This is a genomic window from Arthrobacter sp. MYb224, from assembly GCF_002975455.1.
Taxonomy (GTDB): domain Bacteria; phylum Actinomycetota; class Actinomycetes; order Actinomycetales; family Micrococcaceae; genus Glutamicibacter.
Genome location: NZ_PCPU01000001.1, coordinates 331,491 through 348,237, shown reverse-complemented (window position 1 = coordinate 348,237; position 16,747 = coordinate 331,491). Strand labels below are relative to the sequence as shown.

The window sequence follows — 16,747 nt, the reverse complement described above, 5'->3', positions numbered from 1 at the left end:
CATTGGATTCGGTCGGTTCCGAGTCCAGCGATATCCTGACACCACGTTGCGGTCCAAGCCAAACTTGGTGGATGGAGATCTAGGGTGTCAAAACGTCGTGCGGTAATCGCCGGAGCCTCCGGATTCATCGGAGAGCGACTGGTTCATGAGCTGTCGGCTCAGGGGTACGAGCTGAGCGTCATCGGCCGAGGTGGGCCGATCAGCTGGGCGGACCAGGCCGCGATCGACGAGTCGGTCGATGGCGCGCAGCTACTGGTCAACTTGGCGGGAAAGAACGTGGGCTGCCGATACAGCGATGCGGCACGCAACGAAATTCTCGGTTCCCGGGTTGAGACGACACGGATTTTGCATAGGGCGGTAGCTTCGGCCCAGCATCCGCCTAAGCTGTGGCTGAATGCCTCGACCGCGACCATCTACCGCCATGCTGTGGACCGGCCGAATACCGAAAGCATCGGAGAAATCGGTGAAGGGTTCTCCGTTGATGTCGCACGCAATTGGGAACGCGAGTTCTTCGCGGGGGAGCTCTCGGCCACCCGCCGCGTGGCGCTGCGCATGGCGATCGTGCTCGGCGACGGACCGGCGAGCCAGAAACTTCTTGGGCTTGCCAGATGGGGCGTCGGCGGGCCGCAAATTGATGGGTGGTGGCCAGCGCACCGAAGATACCGCGGGATCGGGCCGGACCCCACGGGCCCGGAGAAAAGCGGTTTCCATCCGACCCGGGGCCAGCAGCGGTTCAGCTGGATTCACCTCGATGACGTCATGGGCGCGATCTGGCATCTGATTGAACATCCAGAAATCCGCGGACCGGTGAACCTGAGCGCTCCGCACCCGGTGACGAACGCCGAACTCATGTCGAGCCTGCGACGCGTCGCCGGGCGCAGGTTCGGACTATCGGCGTATCGTTGGATGTTGGAACCAGCGATGTTCGTGCTCCGGGTTGAACCGGAAATGCTGTTGAAGTCTCGGTGGGTGCTACCCGAGACGCTTGAACGTTCCGGCTACGAATTCAAGTGGCCCGAGCTGCATCCCGCGCTGGCTGACGTCGCAAAATGAACACCGGTGATCCCCGGTGCAAGTTTTTTGCAGAATTGAAAGGAAGCTAGGCATGGCTCATCTCAAAACACACGGTATGGCTCCGCGCATACGAGAGTTCCGGCTTCCGGAACTGGAAGCCGGAACCGTCGAGGACCTGCTTGGCGGCGGTTATGTCGAGGTGCTTCATTTCACCGGCTATGACCGGAATCTGCTTGATCTGACCGACGGCCGCGTAGAAGATTGCCTGTTTTCTGAACTGAATATCGGTGAACTTTCCATGCGCAACGCACGCTATATTCAATGCGAGTTCAAGCAGCTAAGCGCGCCAATCGTGGAGGGCGCGGGAGCGACCTTGAATGACGTGCGGATGATCCACAGCCGCTTCGGCTCGGCCGATCTCTCGGATTCCTCGACCGACTCAGTGGTGTTTGACCATTGCAAATTCGGTTGGGTCAATCTTCGCTCCGCGCAGCTGCGGGACGTGCTCTTCCGGGATTGCACCTTTGATGAAATTGATTTGCAGCAGGCCAAGGCGCAACGAGTGAGATTTGAAAATTGTCGTACCGGGACGCTGAGCGTGGAGCGCGCAAATCTCAGCTCGGTTGATCTGACCGGGTTGGAGATGTCGCAAGTGCAAGGCATCGAAGGACTGCGCGGTGCCACGATTAGCGAGCAGCAGTTGAGTTCTCTGTCGTATGAGTTCGCCGCATATCTCGGACTGCGTATCAAGGACTGAGCTAGCTAGCGGTCAGCAGGCTTGTGATTCGAGGCTGGCGGTCGGCCAGTGCCCGAGCCGTGCTTAGAATGATCTCCTGCATGGCAGCGGCGGCACGAGTCAATGAAACATCTCGGCGATGCGCCAGACCGATGGTGCGCGTCAATTGTGGATCTTTCAGCGCGGCGGCGCTGAGCCCGGGACGATCAACCAGTACCGTCGCCGGAACAACCGCAACCCCCAACCCGACTTCGACGAAGCGCAAGACAGCGTCCATCTCGGCGCCTTCCAAGACTACGTTGGGGGTCAGGCCCTGTGCGCGGTAGGCGTTCATCGTACTTGCACGCAGGTCGTAGCTTTGCGAAAAAACAATCTGGGGAAGCCTCGACAGCGCCTTGAGATCCAAGGATTCTCTGCCCCCAAGGCGTGGTTTACCAGTCGAGTCGATGACAACAAGTTCTTCGGATAACAGTGGGAGGCTGGCCAGGCTTTTCTCCGCTACGGAGTGCTCCGAAGTAACAACCAGGGCCAGATCCAGCAATCCGCCAGCCAGCTCATCCAGCAGATTCTTCGACCCGGCTTCGCTAAGGTGAAGCTCAATGCCGGGGAACCGGCGGTGAAATACTTCGAGAACTTCGGCAACCAGCGAGACGCACAGGGTTGGGGGAGCGCCTAGCCGAACCCGGCCCTTTCGCAAGCCTGCCAGTTCTGCCATTTCGGTGCGCACATTTTCTTCATCGGCGAGCATGCGGCGTGCCAGCGGCAGCAACGCTTCACCGGCGGCGGTCAGCGTGATGTTGCCCCGCGCCCGGTGGAATAGCTGGGAGCCCAGATCTTGTTCGAGGGTGGCGATCTGACGGCTCAACGACGGTTGCGTCAGATGCAGATCCTCGGCAGCTCTTGTGAAGTGCCCCACCCTGGCGATTGTCGCGAAACCCCGCAACTGCTCTAGATTCATATCCCATAGCATACGGCTATCGAAACCATGAAGATAATTCATTGGACGTATGTTTCTTAGCGGCAGATGCTTGATGTCATGAACACTTACAGCAGCAAAGAACAGCAGATTTCAACCACCGTCCTAGTTATCGGGACCGGCGGTTCGGGGCTCCGGGCGGCCATCGAACTCGCCGAACTCGGCGTAGATGTACTGGCCGTAGGAAAGCGTCCGCGTCACGATGCGCACACCTCGTTGGCGGCCGGTGGAATCAACGCGGCCCTGGGCACCATGGATGAAGAGGACAGCTGGCAGCAACACGCTGCAGACACCATCAAGGAAAGCTATTTCCTCGCCGATCCGCGCACCGTGCAGACCGTGGCCCAGGGAGCGCAACGCGGAATCGAAGATCTCGAACGGTACGGGATGAATTTTGCCCGGGAACAAGACGGCCGCATTTCCCAGCGCTTCTTCGGAGCGCACAAGTTCCGCCGCACCGCATTTGCAGGGGACTACACCGGCCTGGAAATCCAACGCACGCTGATTCGACGTGCCGAACAACTGCAGATCCCAATCCTCGACAGCGTGTATATCACCCGATTGCTCGTCAAGGACAATCAAATCTTCGGCGCCTACGGCTTCGATGTGAACAACGGAACCCGGTATCTGATCCATGCCGACTCGGTCATCCTGGCCGCCGGTGGGCACAACCGCATCTGGCGGCGCAGCTCGTCGCGACGTGACGAAAACACCGGGGATTCGTTCCGCTTGGCTGTCGAGGCCGGTGCCCGCCTCCGCGACCCGGAACTCGTGCAATTCCACCCCTCGGGAATTATCGAACCCGAATCTGCTGCAGGAACCCTGATCTCCGAAGCGGCGCGCGGGGAGGGCGGAATTTTGCGCAACCAGCTCGGTGAACGCTTCATGAAGAACTACGATCCGGAACGCATGGAGCTTTCTACCCGTGACCGAGTTGCACTCGCGGCCTATACCGAGATCCGCGAAGGACGCGGAACGGAGAAGGGCGGGGTCTGGCTCGATGTTTCGCACCTGCCGCGCCAGCTGATCATGGAGCGGCTGCCCAGGGTGTACCAGACGATGCTCGAAGAGCAGATGCTGGACATTACCCGCGAACCTATCGAGATCGCACCGACCGCTCATTATTCGATGGGCGGGGTCTGGGTGGACCCCTATGATCATTCAACCGAAGTCACCGGACTCTATGCGATAGGCGAGGCCTCAAGCGGACTGCACGGTGCAAACCGTTTGGGCGGAAACTCGCTGATCGAGCTCTTGGTTTTCGGGCGAATCGTCGGACAGGCGGCAGCCGCGTATGCCAGGGCACTGGAATCCCAGCCTCGATCCGCAGAAGCTATCGCGGAGGCTAGGCGCGACATCGAGGACCTCTTGGCCGCAGATGGCGTGGAGAACGTCCGTGCATTGCAGCGCGCCATCCGCGATGTGATGACCGAGCACGCCGGAGTGGTGCGAGACGAGCAAGGATTGCTTGCCGGCCTTGCGAAACTCGACGAGATCGAAAAGCGCATGGCGAATGCCGGAATTCATCCCGACATCGCGGGGTTCCAAGACCTATCCCATGCCTTTGATCTGAAATCTTCGGCGCTGGCCGCCCGGGCCACCCTGGAAGCCGCCTTGGAACGCCGCGAAACCAGGGGCTGCCACAACCGCAGCGACTTCCCAGCCATGGATCCCGGCTTGCAGGTGAATCTCGTTTGGTCGCCTAAGACCGGGATCACCCGAGAAGCCATCGTGGAAGTGCCAGCAGAAATAGCGGCATTGATCCAAGAGGTCTCCACCGCCGGCAAGCTCGTCGAATAATTTTCACGCCCAGGCAGGGGACCGGAAAACGCCTGGTATATGGTTCGCCGGTTTCCTGCGCTCTGGCCTGGCGCATCCGCTCAGCCACAATCCATCCAGTGCGTGGACGGTTCCTTGGCGTGGGAGCTTTTTGGACGCAAAGCCTGTCGCGATCAAATTTTAGTGGCTGGTTAAGCGAGAAAGTCCCGCCTGGGGAACTAGCTCCGTTCGCCAGTTCCCCAGGCGGGACCATCCGCAGTGTGTTTAGCGCTCTCGCTGCACGCGCTTTTCGTCCCACACGGGAGTATCGGACTCGTAGACCTTGCCATCTGAGCCAAAGACCAGGAAGCGGTCAAACGACTTTGCAAACCAGCGGTCGTGCGTCACGGCGAGCACGGTGCCTTCAAAGGAATCGATCGCATGCTCGAGCGCTTCGCCGGAATGCAGGTCGAGGTTATCCGTCGGCTCATCTAGCAGCAGCAGGGTCGCTCCGGATAGCTGCAGGAGCAGGATCTGGAAGCGGGCTTGTTGGCCGCCGGACAGCGACTCGAACTTCTGCTCTGATTGGCCAGCCAGTCCGTAGCCATCCAATGCGCCGGCGGCGGCCTCACGGGCTAGCCCCGAACGGTGCTCGTCACCGCGGTGCAGAATCTCCAGCAAGGTGCGGCCGAAGAGGTCGGGGCGGGTGTGGGTCTGGGCAAAGTAGCCAGGGCGAATCCGAGCGCCGAGCTTTACCGTTCCCTCATGAGGAACTTCGGCGAGCTGCACATCGGAAACCGGCTCGTGCTCTCGTTCGGGATCGGTGCCGCCGGCGGCCAGCAGCCGCAGGAAGTGGGATTTGCCCGAGCCGTTGGAACCCAGTACGCCTACTCGGTCACCAAACCAGATCTCGTTGCTGAAGGGCTTCATAAGTCCGGTAAGTTCGAGCTTTTCGGCTACGACCGCGCGCTTGGCGGTGCGTCCACCTTTCAAGCGCATCTTCACGTTTTGCTCTAGCGGAATCGCCTGGGGCGGGCCGGCCTCCAAGAACTTATCCAAGCGTGTCTGTGCCGCGTGATACCGGTTAGCCATATCCGAACGGAATGCCGCCTTGGTCTTATACATGATGACCAATTCCTTGAGCTTGGAATGTTCTTCATCCCAGCGCTTGCGCAGTTCCTCGAAGCGTTCGTTGCGTTCCTTGCGAGCCTGCACATAGGAGCCGAACGAACCACCGTGGATCCACGCGGTGGCTCCACCATGGCCGGGCTCCAGCGTGACGATGCGCGTGGCCGCGTTGTTGAGCAACTCGCGGTCGTGGCTGATGAATAGCACGGTCTTCGGGGAGCGCTCCATCATTGCTTCAAGCCAGCGCTTACCCGGTACGTCTAGATAGTTATCGGGCTCATCCAAGAGCAGCAGGTCGTCGTTGCCTTCGAAAAGCGCCTCCAATACGAGGCGCTTCTGCTCGCCGCCGGACAAGGTGCGCGCTTGGCGGTCCTGGGCGCGATCAAACGGGATGCCCAGCGCGGCCATGCAGACCTTGTCCCAAGTGGTTTCCAGCTCGTAGCCGCCGGCGTCACCCCACTCGATAATCGCTTCGGCGTAGCGCATGTGGACCTTTTCATCCTCGCTGACCAGCATCTTCGCTTCGCACGCTGCAACCTTGGCGGCTGCAGCAACGACGGACGGGGCGGCGGTGGAAAGCAAAAGATCCTTCACTGTCGATTCGTCGCGGACCTGGCCCACGAACTGGCGCATAATGCCCATCGAGCCCGAGCGATTAATCGCGCCCTCGTCGGCTTTGAGATCACCGGAGATGATCTTGATCAGGGTGGTTTTGCCGGTGCCGTTCGGCCCGATTAATGCGGTTTTGGAGCCGGCGGTCACTTTGAAGGTGACTCCGCCCAGCAACTGGGTGCCGTCGGAAAGGAAGTATTGGATGTCGGAAACGTCGATATGTGCCACCAGCCCATCCTAACCGCGATTGCTTTCCCGGCTGCTATGAGGAACTTGCGCATGCCGGTCTGTGGCATGCGCGCGAGGAGTGCCTAGTCGTACTTGTAGAACCCTTCGCCCGTGGCAGTGCCGAGTTTTCCGTGCTCGAGGTAGTTGGTTTTGAGCAGTTCTGCGAATTTTTGGCTGGTTTCATCACCGGAACGTGAAATGTTGTACGCGGTGTTCAGCCCGACGATGTCGTAAATTTCAAAGGGGCCCTTGGGCGCTCCGGTGCCCAGTTTCCACGTCTGGTCAATGGTTGCTGCGTCAGCGACGCCATTTACGAGCAGATGGCTCGCAGACTGCAGCAAAGGTACGAGCAGCGAATTGAGCACGTATCCCGGCTGTTCCTTCAGCACCCGAATCGGGACCATCCCGGTGCGTTCGGCGAAGTTCACCACCGCTTCGTAGGCTTCGGCGCTGGTCGACGCGGTGCCCATGACTTCGCCGGTATTGTTTTGCCAAACTCGGTTGGCGTAGTGCAACGCGAGGAAGCGATCGGGCCGGCCGGTGAATCCTGCAATAGCTGAAGGAAGCAACGTCGAGGAGTTGGTGGCGAATACGGTGCGAGCCGGGGCTGATTGCGCTAGCTTCCGGTAGGTATCCTGCTTGATTTCCAGACTTTCGGGCACCGCTTCGATCACCAGGTCCGCATCTTCGACAGCCTCGGCCAATTCACTGCTCAACCGAATGGAATCGCGTGCTGCTTGAGCTTTCGTGTTGTCGCCGGCGTCAAAGTAGTCCGCGTAAACCGGGACTAATTTATCCAGCCTGGCGGCGGCGGCTTCGAGGGCAGCGTCATCGATGTCGTAGCCGACAACGGGCAGACCATGGTAGGCGGTTTGGAAGATGATCTGGGAACCAAGTACGCCGGTACCTAAGACTGTGGTGTTGTTCAGGATCATGAGCTCGTCCGTTCTTGATTTCCTTGTGAATTTATAAGCCGCGCAGGTACACCGAGATGCCTGCACCCACATTCACTCACATTTAGTTGAGTATATTCAACTAAATGTGAGTGAAGGAACTAGCCACAACTTGTTCAACTCCCGTTGCCCGGAATTCACCTCGCGGCCGGATTGATTTGCCAATCTTAAGAGGGAATTTATGGGAAACATCAAGCTTGATGGGGATAGGGAACGTGAACCGAGTCGCAAAGAAATCTGCAGGCATTCTCGCCGCAGCCATAGTGGTGGGCGCAGTAGGCGCTGCGCCATTGACTACGGCGGGGGTCGCAACCGCCGATACCGGGAGCTACTTTGAACGCACCGCGACATACCCGGTGTATCAGAACGACCCAGACGGGGCCGCAGCCGAAACTGCCTCCGAAATCTCGACCGTTTCCGAAGATGGCAAAACCCTGATCTACTCTGACGCGCTCGCCCGCCAGGTGGGATTCGTGGATATCAGCGACCCCGCCGCACCGAAGGGTTTGGGAACGCTCCCGCTGCACCAGCTCGGTAGCCCAGAAGACGAACCAACTAGCGTTGCCGCCTATGGCGAGTACGTTTTTGTTGTAGTCAACACCTCGGAAAGCTACTCGAACCCTTCGGGACGGGTAGACGTTGTGCGCATTGCTGACCGTACGCTGGTCCACAGCATCGAATTGACCGGACAGCCGGACTCCATCGCGATCTCCGAAGACGGAGCCTACGCGGCGATCGCCATCGAAAACGAACGTGACGAAGACGCCGGAGACGGCGGGCTGCCGCAGGCGCCCGCCGGTGCTATCGAGATCCTGGATCTCGTGGGCGAAAACCCCGAAGCCTGGAGCGTTCGCGAGGTGCCGCTGACCACGGGGACGCGCGAAGCCCCGATTGCGCTTCCGATGCTTAGCGACGCTGGATTCGACACCCCACAGGATCCGGAGCCCGAGTACGTCACCATCAATGCCAAAAACCAATTGGCGGTAACCCTCCAAGAAAACAACGGCGTAGTCCTCATCGACCTGCCCAGCGGTGACATTACCGGCGCCTTCAGCGCAGGCAGCGTTGACCTGGAAAACATAGACATCGAAGAAGACGGGAAACTGGATCCCACCGGCTCGCTGAAAGACGTTCCGCGCGAACCGGACGCGATCGGCTGGATCCAAGATCGCTACCTCGCCACCGCCAACGAAGGGGACTGGAAAGGTGGCAGCCGAGGCTTCACCATCTTCGATTCCGAAACCGGCGAAGTTGCTTGGGACGCAGGAAACACCTTCGAACGCTTGGCGCTCTCCCAGGGGCTGTTCCCGGAGAAGCGCGCTGGCAAGAAGGGGGTGGAACCCGAGGGGTTGGCGATCGACAGCTTCAACGGCGTCGACTACGCCTTCGTCGCCTCGGAACGAGGCAACTTCGTCGCGGTGTACGAACTTAGCGATCCAACCAATCCGGAATATCTGCAGACCCTGCCAACCACCAACGGGCCGGAAGGCATCCTTCCGATCCCAGGCCGGAACTTGCTGGCCGTGGCCTCGGAAACCGATGAGGCAGACAAGGGCGTACGATCGTCGATTACGCTATTCTCCTTCGGTGCAACCGAAGTGCAATTCCCCGCGTTGGCATCCAGCATCGAGAACCTGGTGCCGTTCGGAGCGTTGAGCGGGTTGAGCGACAATCCCGAAGATTCGGAGAAACTTTACGCGGTCAGCGACAACGCCTATGAACCACGCATTTACTCCATCGACACCGCGCAGGAGCCCGCGCTGATCGAGAGCTCCATGGCGGTGACCAAGGACGGTGGCCCCGCCGAATTCGATCTGGAAGGCATCGCGGCCCGTGCTGAGGGAGGGTTCTGGGCTGCGCATGAAGGCGAGGAAGGCGCAGAAAACGCGTTGCTGCGCATTGATGAAGCCGGTGCCGTCACCGAGGAAGTGCCGTTGCCTGCGGAAGTCGTCGCGGAACTAGGCGGACAGGGGCTCGAAGGTGTCAGTGTGCGTGGTGAAGGCGCAGAAGAAGAAGTCATCTTCACCCTGCAGCGTGAAGTGCCAGGCGAAGACTTCGTCCGCATCGGCAAATATGTTCCTGGCTCTGCCGAATTCACCTGGTATGGCTACCAGCTTGAGCCCGCCGGTGACGATGGATCGTGGAATGGGCTTTCGGAAATCACCGAGCTTCCGGACGGATCGTTCGCCGTCATCGAGCGCGACAAGCGCAACGGTGAGAATGCCCAACTCAAGGCCCTGTATAAGTTTGAGCTTCCAGAAGGTGTGGCTGGTGAGGTCACCATGCTGGAAAAGGAACTAGCAGTTGACGTGCTTCCGGTGCTTGAAGCGACCAATGGCTGGACCCAGGAGAAGCTCGAAAGCCTGGCCATCGCCGGTAGCGGTGATGCGTATATCGTCACCGATAATGATGCGGTGGATGATGCCAGCGGTGAGACGGTGTTCGCTAATTTGGGCACGGCCGCAGAGGTCTTTGGGATAGGCGAGCGCCCCGTTGAGTCGCAGGCTCCGGATGAGACCAATGCACCGGACGAGTCGGCATCGCCGGAGGCTTCGCCCACGGCCGAGCCTTCCCAGCACCCAGAAGTGAATGAAACCCCGAACGAAGAAACCACGGAACCCAAGCAGGAACAAAGCTCCGAACCGACCACAGAACCCTCTGAGGGGGAGTCTGAGCAGCGCAAAATCGATAGGCTCGCCGACACCGGGGTAAACAGTCTCTGGCTGATTCCGGTCGGCCTAGTTGCCGCAGGATTAGGACTCGCGGCCGCAATCAAGAACTCGCGTGCTCGTCGATAGTTCTTGAAAAACCAGCGGTAGTCATTGCAAGGCATCGGGTCTGCTTGGAGATATTTCCGAGCAGGCTCGAAATCTTGTTCAGGGCAGCTCGGCTCGGTAGGCGAGGCGCGGAGAAACCTTGACTTTCCATCATGGAAAGACAAGACTTTCCTTAATGGAAAGTAGGGTGTGATGGACAGCGGAAAGCATGTGGCGGGCAACTATGAGCCGCGCGAAGCACTGGCCGAAATAGAGGATGCTTCGGAGGCGATGGTAGGTGCCACGGAGGCGCCGCGTAAAATCATGTATGCCATGCTGGCTTTCGTGGCAACGATCTGTGCATTGGCGAACTACGTGTCATGGCCGGTCTTCTGTGCGCTGCTTCTGCTGATCATTCCTCTGGGTTTCTGGTATGTCCTGCTGATGCGCAAGCGGCCCAAGGCGCGTCCGATTCTCAGGCATTCAGGCCGCTACATGGGCTATGTTCTTCTTTTTATGTTGACCTTGCAGGTCGCTAGCTTCTGGGAACCTGGGTCCTGGGGCGAGGTGGGCCTGAAATGGCTGGCGCTATTTGGTGTTCTGTGTTTGTGCATGACCGGTATGCGCACGGCAACGATCAAGAATCGGCTCAAAGACGCGAATGAGCGCGATGTCTAATCACGGGGAGTTCAATGAACTAATTCATGCCCCAATCCGTCTGCGCATCTGCGCCAGCTTGGCTCCACTCAAATATGCCGAGTTTGCTCAACTGCGTGATTCGTTGGGAATTGCCGATTCGGTACTGAGCAAGCATTTGAAGCAGCTCTCCGAGGCCGGATTTATCGACGTGGAAAAATTCTCGAAGGGTGGGCGAAGCCATATGCGGCTAATGCTCACTCCCAACGGGCGGCAGGCTTATGTCCGCCATGTCGCAGCGCTTCGGGCGCTAACGGAAGGTAGCTACTAGTCTTTGGGCGCCCGCGTGGCGGGGCTGCCGACTTGAGGCCAGGAGGCGCGTTGGCATCACGCTATTGCTTCACGAACGTGGAGCTTGAAACGTTTCCTCATCTTGCCTCAGGTGAGCCGAGCCGTAACGTGTTTTGGCTCCGGCCGGGATTGGGCATTCTGAAAGCCGATTCGGCCGTTTGCCAACGATCCTGAGGTTTGGGACTAGCCGTGATCAGAATATTGGCGTTTTCGCTAGATAGCGGCAAGCAGCCGCTGGTAGCGCAGCCAATTGCTTTTGCTCCACGCACGCGAAAACCGTGGCTCCGAAACTTTCAGAACCACGGTCTTAGACGCTGACTAGCTTGAATGCGAGAGATTAGTGAGCGGCGCTCTTCTTCGTGCTGGAGACAACGACGGCGATAATCGCCGCAACGACTGCTCCGACCAGCAACAGCTTGCCGCTCTTGCAGGACTTCTTTGGCGCGCCCAGCTTCTGCTGCGCGGTCTTCACCGCGTTCTCAACGGATGAACGGGTGCGCTGCGCGGCCTTCGAATTGCCACTGACGCTTTCGATCAGGTTGGCGCCCGCGTTGCCGATAGCTTCACCGTTCACTCCGGAGATTGCGTTATTCCACGTCTCGCGAAGATCCTTCGGGATTTCTGCCTTGGCTGACTTAGCCAACTTGTTCAGCGATTTCTCGACTTCTTTGAAAGTCTTGGCAGTCTTTGACATTTTTACCCTACTCTCGTTGAGGATCCCGTGGTTTGTTACTTTTTGGTAACTCGGGCCACTCAATCTACCCTAGCCAGCCCGAAGATAACTCTCAATAGTGGAGGGTTTAGCTCATTGCGAACTCACAGCGTACGCGAGGCTGGTCTTGAGTTCTCGCAACCAAACTGGGCATCCAGCGTATCTGAAGATTGCGGTGCAGCGTGTTGAGCCGGTCGGCCCCGGGAGCAAAGCCAACGCGCGCTTTGGAATGCAACGCAGTTTGGTGCATCCCCGGCCAGGAAGCCACTCAATGAGCCGTCCCCATGCGGTTTGCGAGATTCCTCCAGCAAGCAGCCCGACGGCCACCCGTATAGTCGTTCTGCGCCAAGTCAAGGACAAAGGATAGAGTGGGTGCGTGACTGAGCAGACTACCAAAGCAAACCATTGGGTCCGAGCCGCGATCGCCCTACTTGACGCAGATGCGAACCGCAGTGCCGACACCCACCTCCATGTCTTTCCGCTGCCAAAGCAGTGGGGAATCGACCTGTACTTGAAGGACGAATCGGTGCATCCCACCGGATCGCTCAAGCACCGTTTGGCTCGCTCATTGCTGCTCTACGGTTTGGTCAATGGCAAAATCGGTGAGCACACCACTCTTGTGGAGGCCTCTAGCGGCTCCACCGCGGTATCCGAAGCGTATTTCGCCCGCATGCTCGGCCTGCCTTTCATTGCTGTAGTACCCCGGACTACCAGCAGGGAGAAAATTGAACTCATCGAGTTCTATGGCGGACGCTGCCACCTCGTCGATGCCGCCGGCGAAGTGGATCTTGCGGCCCGGCAGCTCGCCGAGGAATCCGACGGATATTACCTGGATCAGTTCACCTACGCCGAACGAGCCACCGACTGGCGCGGGAACAACAACATTGCTGAATCCGTGTTCTCGCAGCTTTCGGCCGAACGCCACCCGATTCCTTCATGGATCGTGGTCGGCGCCGGCACCGGCGGCACCTCGGCGACTTTTGGCAGATACGTGCGTTACCGCCAGCATGACACCCAAGTTGCCGTGGCCGATCCGGAAAACTCATCCTTCTACGAGGGGTGGCGTACCGGAAATATGCAGTACTCCACCGGGCTCGGGTCGCGGATCGAGGGGATTGGCCGGCCCAGCGTCGAGCCGTCCTTCGTGCCCGGGGTCATCGACCAGATGATCCAGGTGCCCGATGCGGGCTCGCTGGCTGCCATGTACCTGCTGCGGGCGCACACCCGGCACTGGACCGGAGGGTCGACGGGAACCAACCTCTACGCGGTCTTCCAGATCATTGCAGGCATGCTCGAACGCGGGGAAAAGGGAAGCATCGTGACGCTCATTTGCGACTCCGGCGAGCGCTACGCCAACACCTATTACAACCAGCAGTGGCTGGACGCCCAAGGTTTGGACCTCGCACCGCACCGCGCGAAGCTTGAAGGATTCCTGGACTCCGGACGGTTCGAAGGCTAATCGGCGTCCGGGCGCAGCACCGGCATCAGGCCCAAGGTCTTCTTGCGTTGATGCACCGAGAAGTACTTCAGCCCGTGGACTCCGGCGACGAAGTGCCGCCTGGAACGTGCCGGAAGGTAGAGCACGTCGCCGAGCTTCAGCGAGATCGAATTCGTTTCGGTGTGCAGCGTCCCGGTGCCCTCGAACACGTGGATGAGCACGTCCAGTTCCGGGCCGCGGTGTTCGCCGATTTCCTGGCTGGGCGCCAGCGCGATGACATTCGCATCCAGGTCGCGGCTCTCCGGTTCGAGCTTCCAGATGGCACCGTCTACCGTGCTGCCTTGTTCGCCGAGCCAGGCCGTGTTCGTCATGATGCGCGGCGCCGGGGTGCTGGCGAGCTTGGTGATGATGACTTCCCAGTCTCCGCCAATCCGTTCGGTCGCCTCCCAGATATAGGTGCCGGGGAGGTTGCGTTCGAATTCCGCGTGAAGGTTCACCGGTTCATGGTCATTGAGCAGGCTCAGGTACCCGCCGGTGGGCAAGGAGTCGTAGGCCTCCATGATTTTTCCGTGGCGTTCGGGTTTCGGGATGTTCCGCGCATCGACCACGTGACTGCTTGACTGTTCCTCCACTGCAACCTCCAAGGTTTCGCTCGCCTGCCCGCTGGTTGCCTCTAGCCTAGTTGCTATGAGCCCGGGGCCGCCCGTGGCGTATTACGATGAAGCCAGATCAGCAACATCTCCGGTCAGATGCAGGAGCAATACCGTATGAACCAGGCAACCTCGGATTCAAGCGCCGCGCCCACCGCGAACACCGTGGCGCAGTTCAAGGCAAACCTCGCCTCGGTCCGCGGGCGCATCGCGGCGGCCGAACTCGCTGCCGGGCGGGCGCCGGGCAGCGTGCGACTGCTGCCGGTGACCAAAACGGTGCCCGAAGAGCGGCTGCGCCTGGCGATCGCGGCGGGCATGGACTGGCTGGGGGAGAACAAGGTGCAGGAGGCCGCGCGCAAGGCGCAGAACCTCGCCGACATTCCGGGGCTCAAATATTCGGTGATCGGCCACCTGCAATCGAATAAGGCCAAGGACGTGGCCCGTTTTGCCGACGAATTCCAGGCTTTGGACAACCTGCGCCAGGCCACCGCGCTGCAGCGTCGGCTGGAACTCGAAGACCGCACCCTGGATGTTTTCGTGCAGGTGAACACCTCGGGCGAGGAAACCAAATTCGGTTTGGACCCAGCAGCGGCCCCTGAATTCTTGCGTTCGCTGCCGGGCCTGGACCGGCTGCGGGTGAAGGGGCTGATGACCCTTGCGATCTTCTCCTCGGACCGGCAGGCGGTGCGTACCTGCTTCACCACGCTGCGGGAACTGCGCGATCGGCTGCGCGAGCAGGCGCCCGAGGGGATCGGGTTGGAAGAATTGTCCATGGGGATGAGCGGGGATTTCGAGCTGGCCATCGCCGAAGGCGCGACCGTGGTGCGGGTGGGCCAGGGGATCTTCGGTGCTCGTGCACTGCCCGATTCGCATTACTGGCCGGGCTTCGCCGGTTAGCGGTTAGCCAGCCGGCGCTTTTCTCTCGTAGGCTGAGCGTTATCAACCGGTGGAATCCGGCCCCTTGTTTGCAGGAGGAAATTAATGCCTACCGTCGCCGAACACATGATCGAACAGTTCCACACCCAGGGTGTCAAGCGCATCTACGGGGTTCCGGGAGATTCGCTGAACGGGCTGACCGATGCGCTGCGCGAAAACGGGGAGATGGAATGGATCCATCATCGCCACGAGGAGGGCGCCGCCTTCGCCGCAACCGCCGAAGCCGAACTCACCGGGGAACTGGCCGTCTGCGTCGGTTCCTGCGGGCCGGGAAACCTCCACCTGATCAATGGGCTCTACGACGCGCAACGCTCCCGGGTGCCGGTGCTGGCCATTGCCGCGCAGATCCCCACCGACGAGATCGGGTCAAACTATTTCCAGGAAACCCACCCGGTAGAAATCTTCCGCGGCTGCTCGGTCTACGCCGAACAGGTCTCGGACCCCAAGCAGTTGCCGCGGATGCTGCGCATCGCCATGCGCGAGGCGATCGAAAAGCGCGGGGTTGCGGTGCTGGTGATCTCCGGAGACGTGGCGCTCTCCCAAATGGAACGCAGCGGAACCCAAGCGATCGTCAAGACCAACCCGCGGGTGCTGCCCGATGACGCGGAGCTTGCCCGCGCCGCGCAGCTGCTTGAATCCTCGGCCAAGGTCACCATCCTGGCCGGGGCCGGCACCGCCGGGGCGCACGCGGAGGTGATGGAGCTGGCCGATAGGCTCGCCGCCCCGATCGTGCACTCGATGCGCGGCAAGGAGCATATCGAATACGAGAACCCCTTCGACGTGGGCATGACCGGGCTGCTCGGCTTCGCCTCCGGCTACCGCGCGATCGAGGAATGCGAGGTGCTGCTGATGCTCGGCACCGATTTCCCCTACCAGCAGTTCTACCCGCAGCATGCCAGCATCATCCAGGTCGACCTGCGCGGGGAACAGCTCGGCCGGCGCACCACCGTGGATGTGCCCCTGGTGGGCACGGTGAAGGACACCGCCGCGGCGCTGTCGGCGTTGCTGCCCCGGCAGGGCAAGCGCAAGCACCTGAACGACGCGCTGGAGCACTACGCGAAAACCCGCACCAAACTCGACGAGCTGGCCACCCCCTCGCGCGGCAAGGCGGCCATCCACCCGCAATACCTGGCCCGGCTGATCGACCTGGCGGCGGATCAAGACGCGATCTTCACCGCCGATGTGGGATCCCCGGTGATCTGGGCGGCCCGCTACCTGAGCATGACCGAAGACCGCCGGCTGCTCGGCTCCTTCAACCACGGCTCGATGGCCAACGCCCTCTGCCACGCCCTGGGCGCCCAGGCAATCGACCGCACGCGGCAGGTGATCGCCTTCGCCGGGGATGGCGGGCTGACGATGATGCTCGGCGAGCTGCTGACCGCCACGCAGAATAAGCTGCCGATCAAGGTGGTGGTCTTCAACAATTCCTCGCTGAACTTCGTGGAACTCGAAATGAAGGCCGCCGGCTTCGTGACCTATGCCACCGAGCTGGAGAACCCCGACTTCGGTGCGGTGGCCAACGCCGCGGGACTCAAGGGATTCCGGGTGGAGGACTCCGCGCAGCTCGAGGCCACGGTCAACGAATTCCTCGCCCACGAGGGGCCGGCGTTGCTGGACGTGGTCACCGACCGGCAGGAAATGTCGATGCCGCCAAGCATCAAGGTGGAGCAGGCCAAGGGCTTCGCGCTCTATGCCATCCGCACGGTGCTCTCCGGGCGCGGGGACGAATTGTTCGATCTGGCCAAGACCAATTGGCGCCAAATGTTCTAGCACCGGGATCTATGCCTATGCTTAAAGCCGGGCCCGCGTGAGCGGGGCCGGCTTTTGCAGCGAGCACCACCAAACAGAAAGAGGCGCAGGCGC

14 protein-coding genes are annotated in these 16,747 nt (G+C 60.3%); 9 read left to right on the top strand and 5 right to left on the bottom strand.

The window, feature by feature from the left end; all coding sequences use genetic code 11:
- The first annotated feature begins 84 nt into the window (after nt 1-84).
- Together CQ017_RS01665 and CQ017_RS01660 are read left to right on the top strand one after the other, a co-directional pair.
- Nucleotides 85-1,053 (top strand): epimerase, encoded by a 969-nt coding sequence (locus tag CQ017_RS01665; RefSeq protein WP_105552217.1) that lies wholly within the window; start codon nt 85-87, stop codon nt 1,051-1,053.
- A 52-nt stretch (nt 1,054-1,105) separates the two neighbouring features.
- On the top strand, nt 1,106-1,771 hold the full coding sequence (locus CQ017_RS01660) for a pentapeptide repeat-containing protein (protein WP_105552216.1): 666 nt from the start codon (nt 1,106-1,108) through the stop codon (nt 1,769-1,771).
- 1 nt (nt 1,772) lies between these two features.
- On the opposite strand, the gene CQ017_RS01655 is transcribed toward CQ017_RS01660, so the two are convergent.
- A complete protein-coding gene (locus CQ017_RS01655) occupies nt 1,773-2,708 on the bottom strand; it encodes a LysR family transcriptional regulator (RefSeq protein WP_105552497.1) in 936 nt (311 codons plus the stop codon).
- Nucleotides 2,709-2,786: 78 nt separating this feature from the next.
- Here CQ017_RS01655 and CQ017_RS01650 point away from each other — a divergent pair, with 78 nt between their 5' ends.
- On the top strand, nt 2,787-4,526 hold the full coding sequence (locus tag CQ017_RS01650) for an FAD-dependent oxidoreductase (RefSeq protein ID WP_105552496.1): 1,740 nt from the start codon (nt 2,787-2,789) through the stop codon (nt 4,524-4,526).
- A gap of 243 nt (nt 4,527-4,769) precedes the next feature.
- Here the strand turns inward: CQ017_RS01650 and CQ017_RS01645 are convergent, their stop codons facing one another.
- Entirely contained in the window at nt 4,770-6,452 is a 1,683-nt protein-coding gene (locus CQ017_RS01645) for an ABC-F family ATP-binding cassette domain-containing protein (RefSeq protein WP_105552215.1), read from the bottom strand.
- An 83-nt stretch (nt 6,453-6,535) separates the two neighbouring features.
- Nucleotides 6,536-7,387, bottom strand: a complete 852-nt coding sequence (locus tag CQ017_RS01640; protein ID WP_105552214.1) for a 3-hydroxyacyl-CoA dehydrogenase — start codon at nt 7,385-7,387, stop codon at nt 6,536-6,538.
- Between the two features lie 233 nt (nt 7,388-7,620).
- Between CQ017_RS01640 and CQ017_RS01635 the strand changes: the two genes are divergently transcribed.
- The 3 genes from CQ017_RS01635 to CQ017_RS01625 all read left to right on the top strand — a co-directional run bounded on the left by CQ017_RS01635 (nt 7,621) and on the right by CQ017_RS01625 (nt 11,128).
- Nucleotides 7,621-10,203 (top strand): esterase-like activity of phytase family protein, encoded by a 2,583-nt coding sequence (locus CQ017_RS01635; protein ID WP_105552213.1) that lies wholly within the window; start codon nt 7,621-7,623, stop codon nt 10,201-10,203.
- Between the two features lie 171 nt (nt 10,204-10,374).
- Nucleotides 10,375-10,839 carry a hypothetical protein gene (locus CQ017_RS01630; RefSeq protein ID WP_105552212.1) on the top strand — a complete coding sequence of 155 codons (465 nt, stop codon included), beginning with the start codon at nt 10,375-10,377 and terminating at the stop codon, nt 10,837-10,839.
- Complete coding sequence (locus CQ017_RS01625; protein WP_308727274.1) at nt 10,832-11,128, top strand: transcriptional regulator; 297 nt, start codon at nt 10,832-10,834, stop codon at nt 11,126-11,128. The genes CQ017_RS01630 and CQ017_RS01625 overlap by 8 nt, the downstream gene beginning before the upstream one ends.
- 357 nt (nt 11,129-11,485) lie before the next feature.
- On the opposite strand, the gene CQ017_RS01620 is transcribed toward CQ017_RS01625, so the two are convergent.
- A complete protein-coding gene (locus tag CQ017_RS01620) occupies nt 11,486-11,842 on the bottom strand; it encodes a hypothetical protein (RefSeq protein ID WP_105552210.1) in 357 nt (118 codons plus the stop codon).
- Between the two features lie 394 nt (nt 11,843-12,236).
- On the opposite strand from CQ017_RS01620, the gene CQ017_RS01615 reads away from it, so the two are divergent.
- Entirely contained in the window at nt 12,237-13,319 is a 1,083-nt protein-coding gene (locus tag CQ017_RS01615) for a PLP-dependent cysteine synthase family protein (protein WP_105552209.1), read from the top strand.
- On the opposite strand, the gene CQ017_RS01610 is transcribed toward CQ017_RS01615, so the two are convergent.
- On the bottom strand, nt 13,316-13,930 hold the full coding sequence (locus CQ017_RS01610; protein WP_146112402.1) for a DUF2249 domain-containing protein: 615 nt from the start codon (nt 13,928-13,930) through the stop codon (nt 13,316-13,318). The two genes, CQ017_RS01615 and CQ017_RS01610, sit on opposite strands and share 4 nt — an antisense overlap.
- A 135-nt stretch (nt 13,931-14,065) precedes the next feature.
- On the opposite strand from CQ017_RS01610, the gene CQ017_RS01605 reads away from it, so the two are divergent.
- Nucleotides 14,066-14,845, top strand: coding sequence for a YggS family pyridoxal phosphate-dependent enzyme (locus CQ017_RS01605; RefSeq protein ID WP_105552207.1), 780 nt, complete (start codon nt 14,066-14,068; stop codon nt 14,843-14,845).
- Between the two features lie 84 nt (nt 14,846-14,929).
- A complete protein-coding gene (poxB, locus tag CQ017_RS01600) occupies nt 14,930-16,654 on the top strand; it encodes a ubiquinone-dependent pyruvate dehydrogenase (RefSeq protein ID WP_105552206.1) in 1,725 nt (574 codons plus the stop codon).
- Nucleotides 16,655-16,747 lie beyond the last annotated feature (93 nt).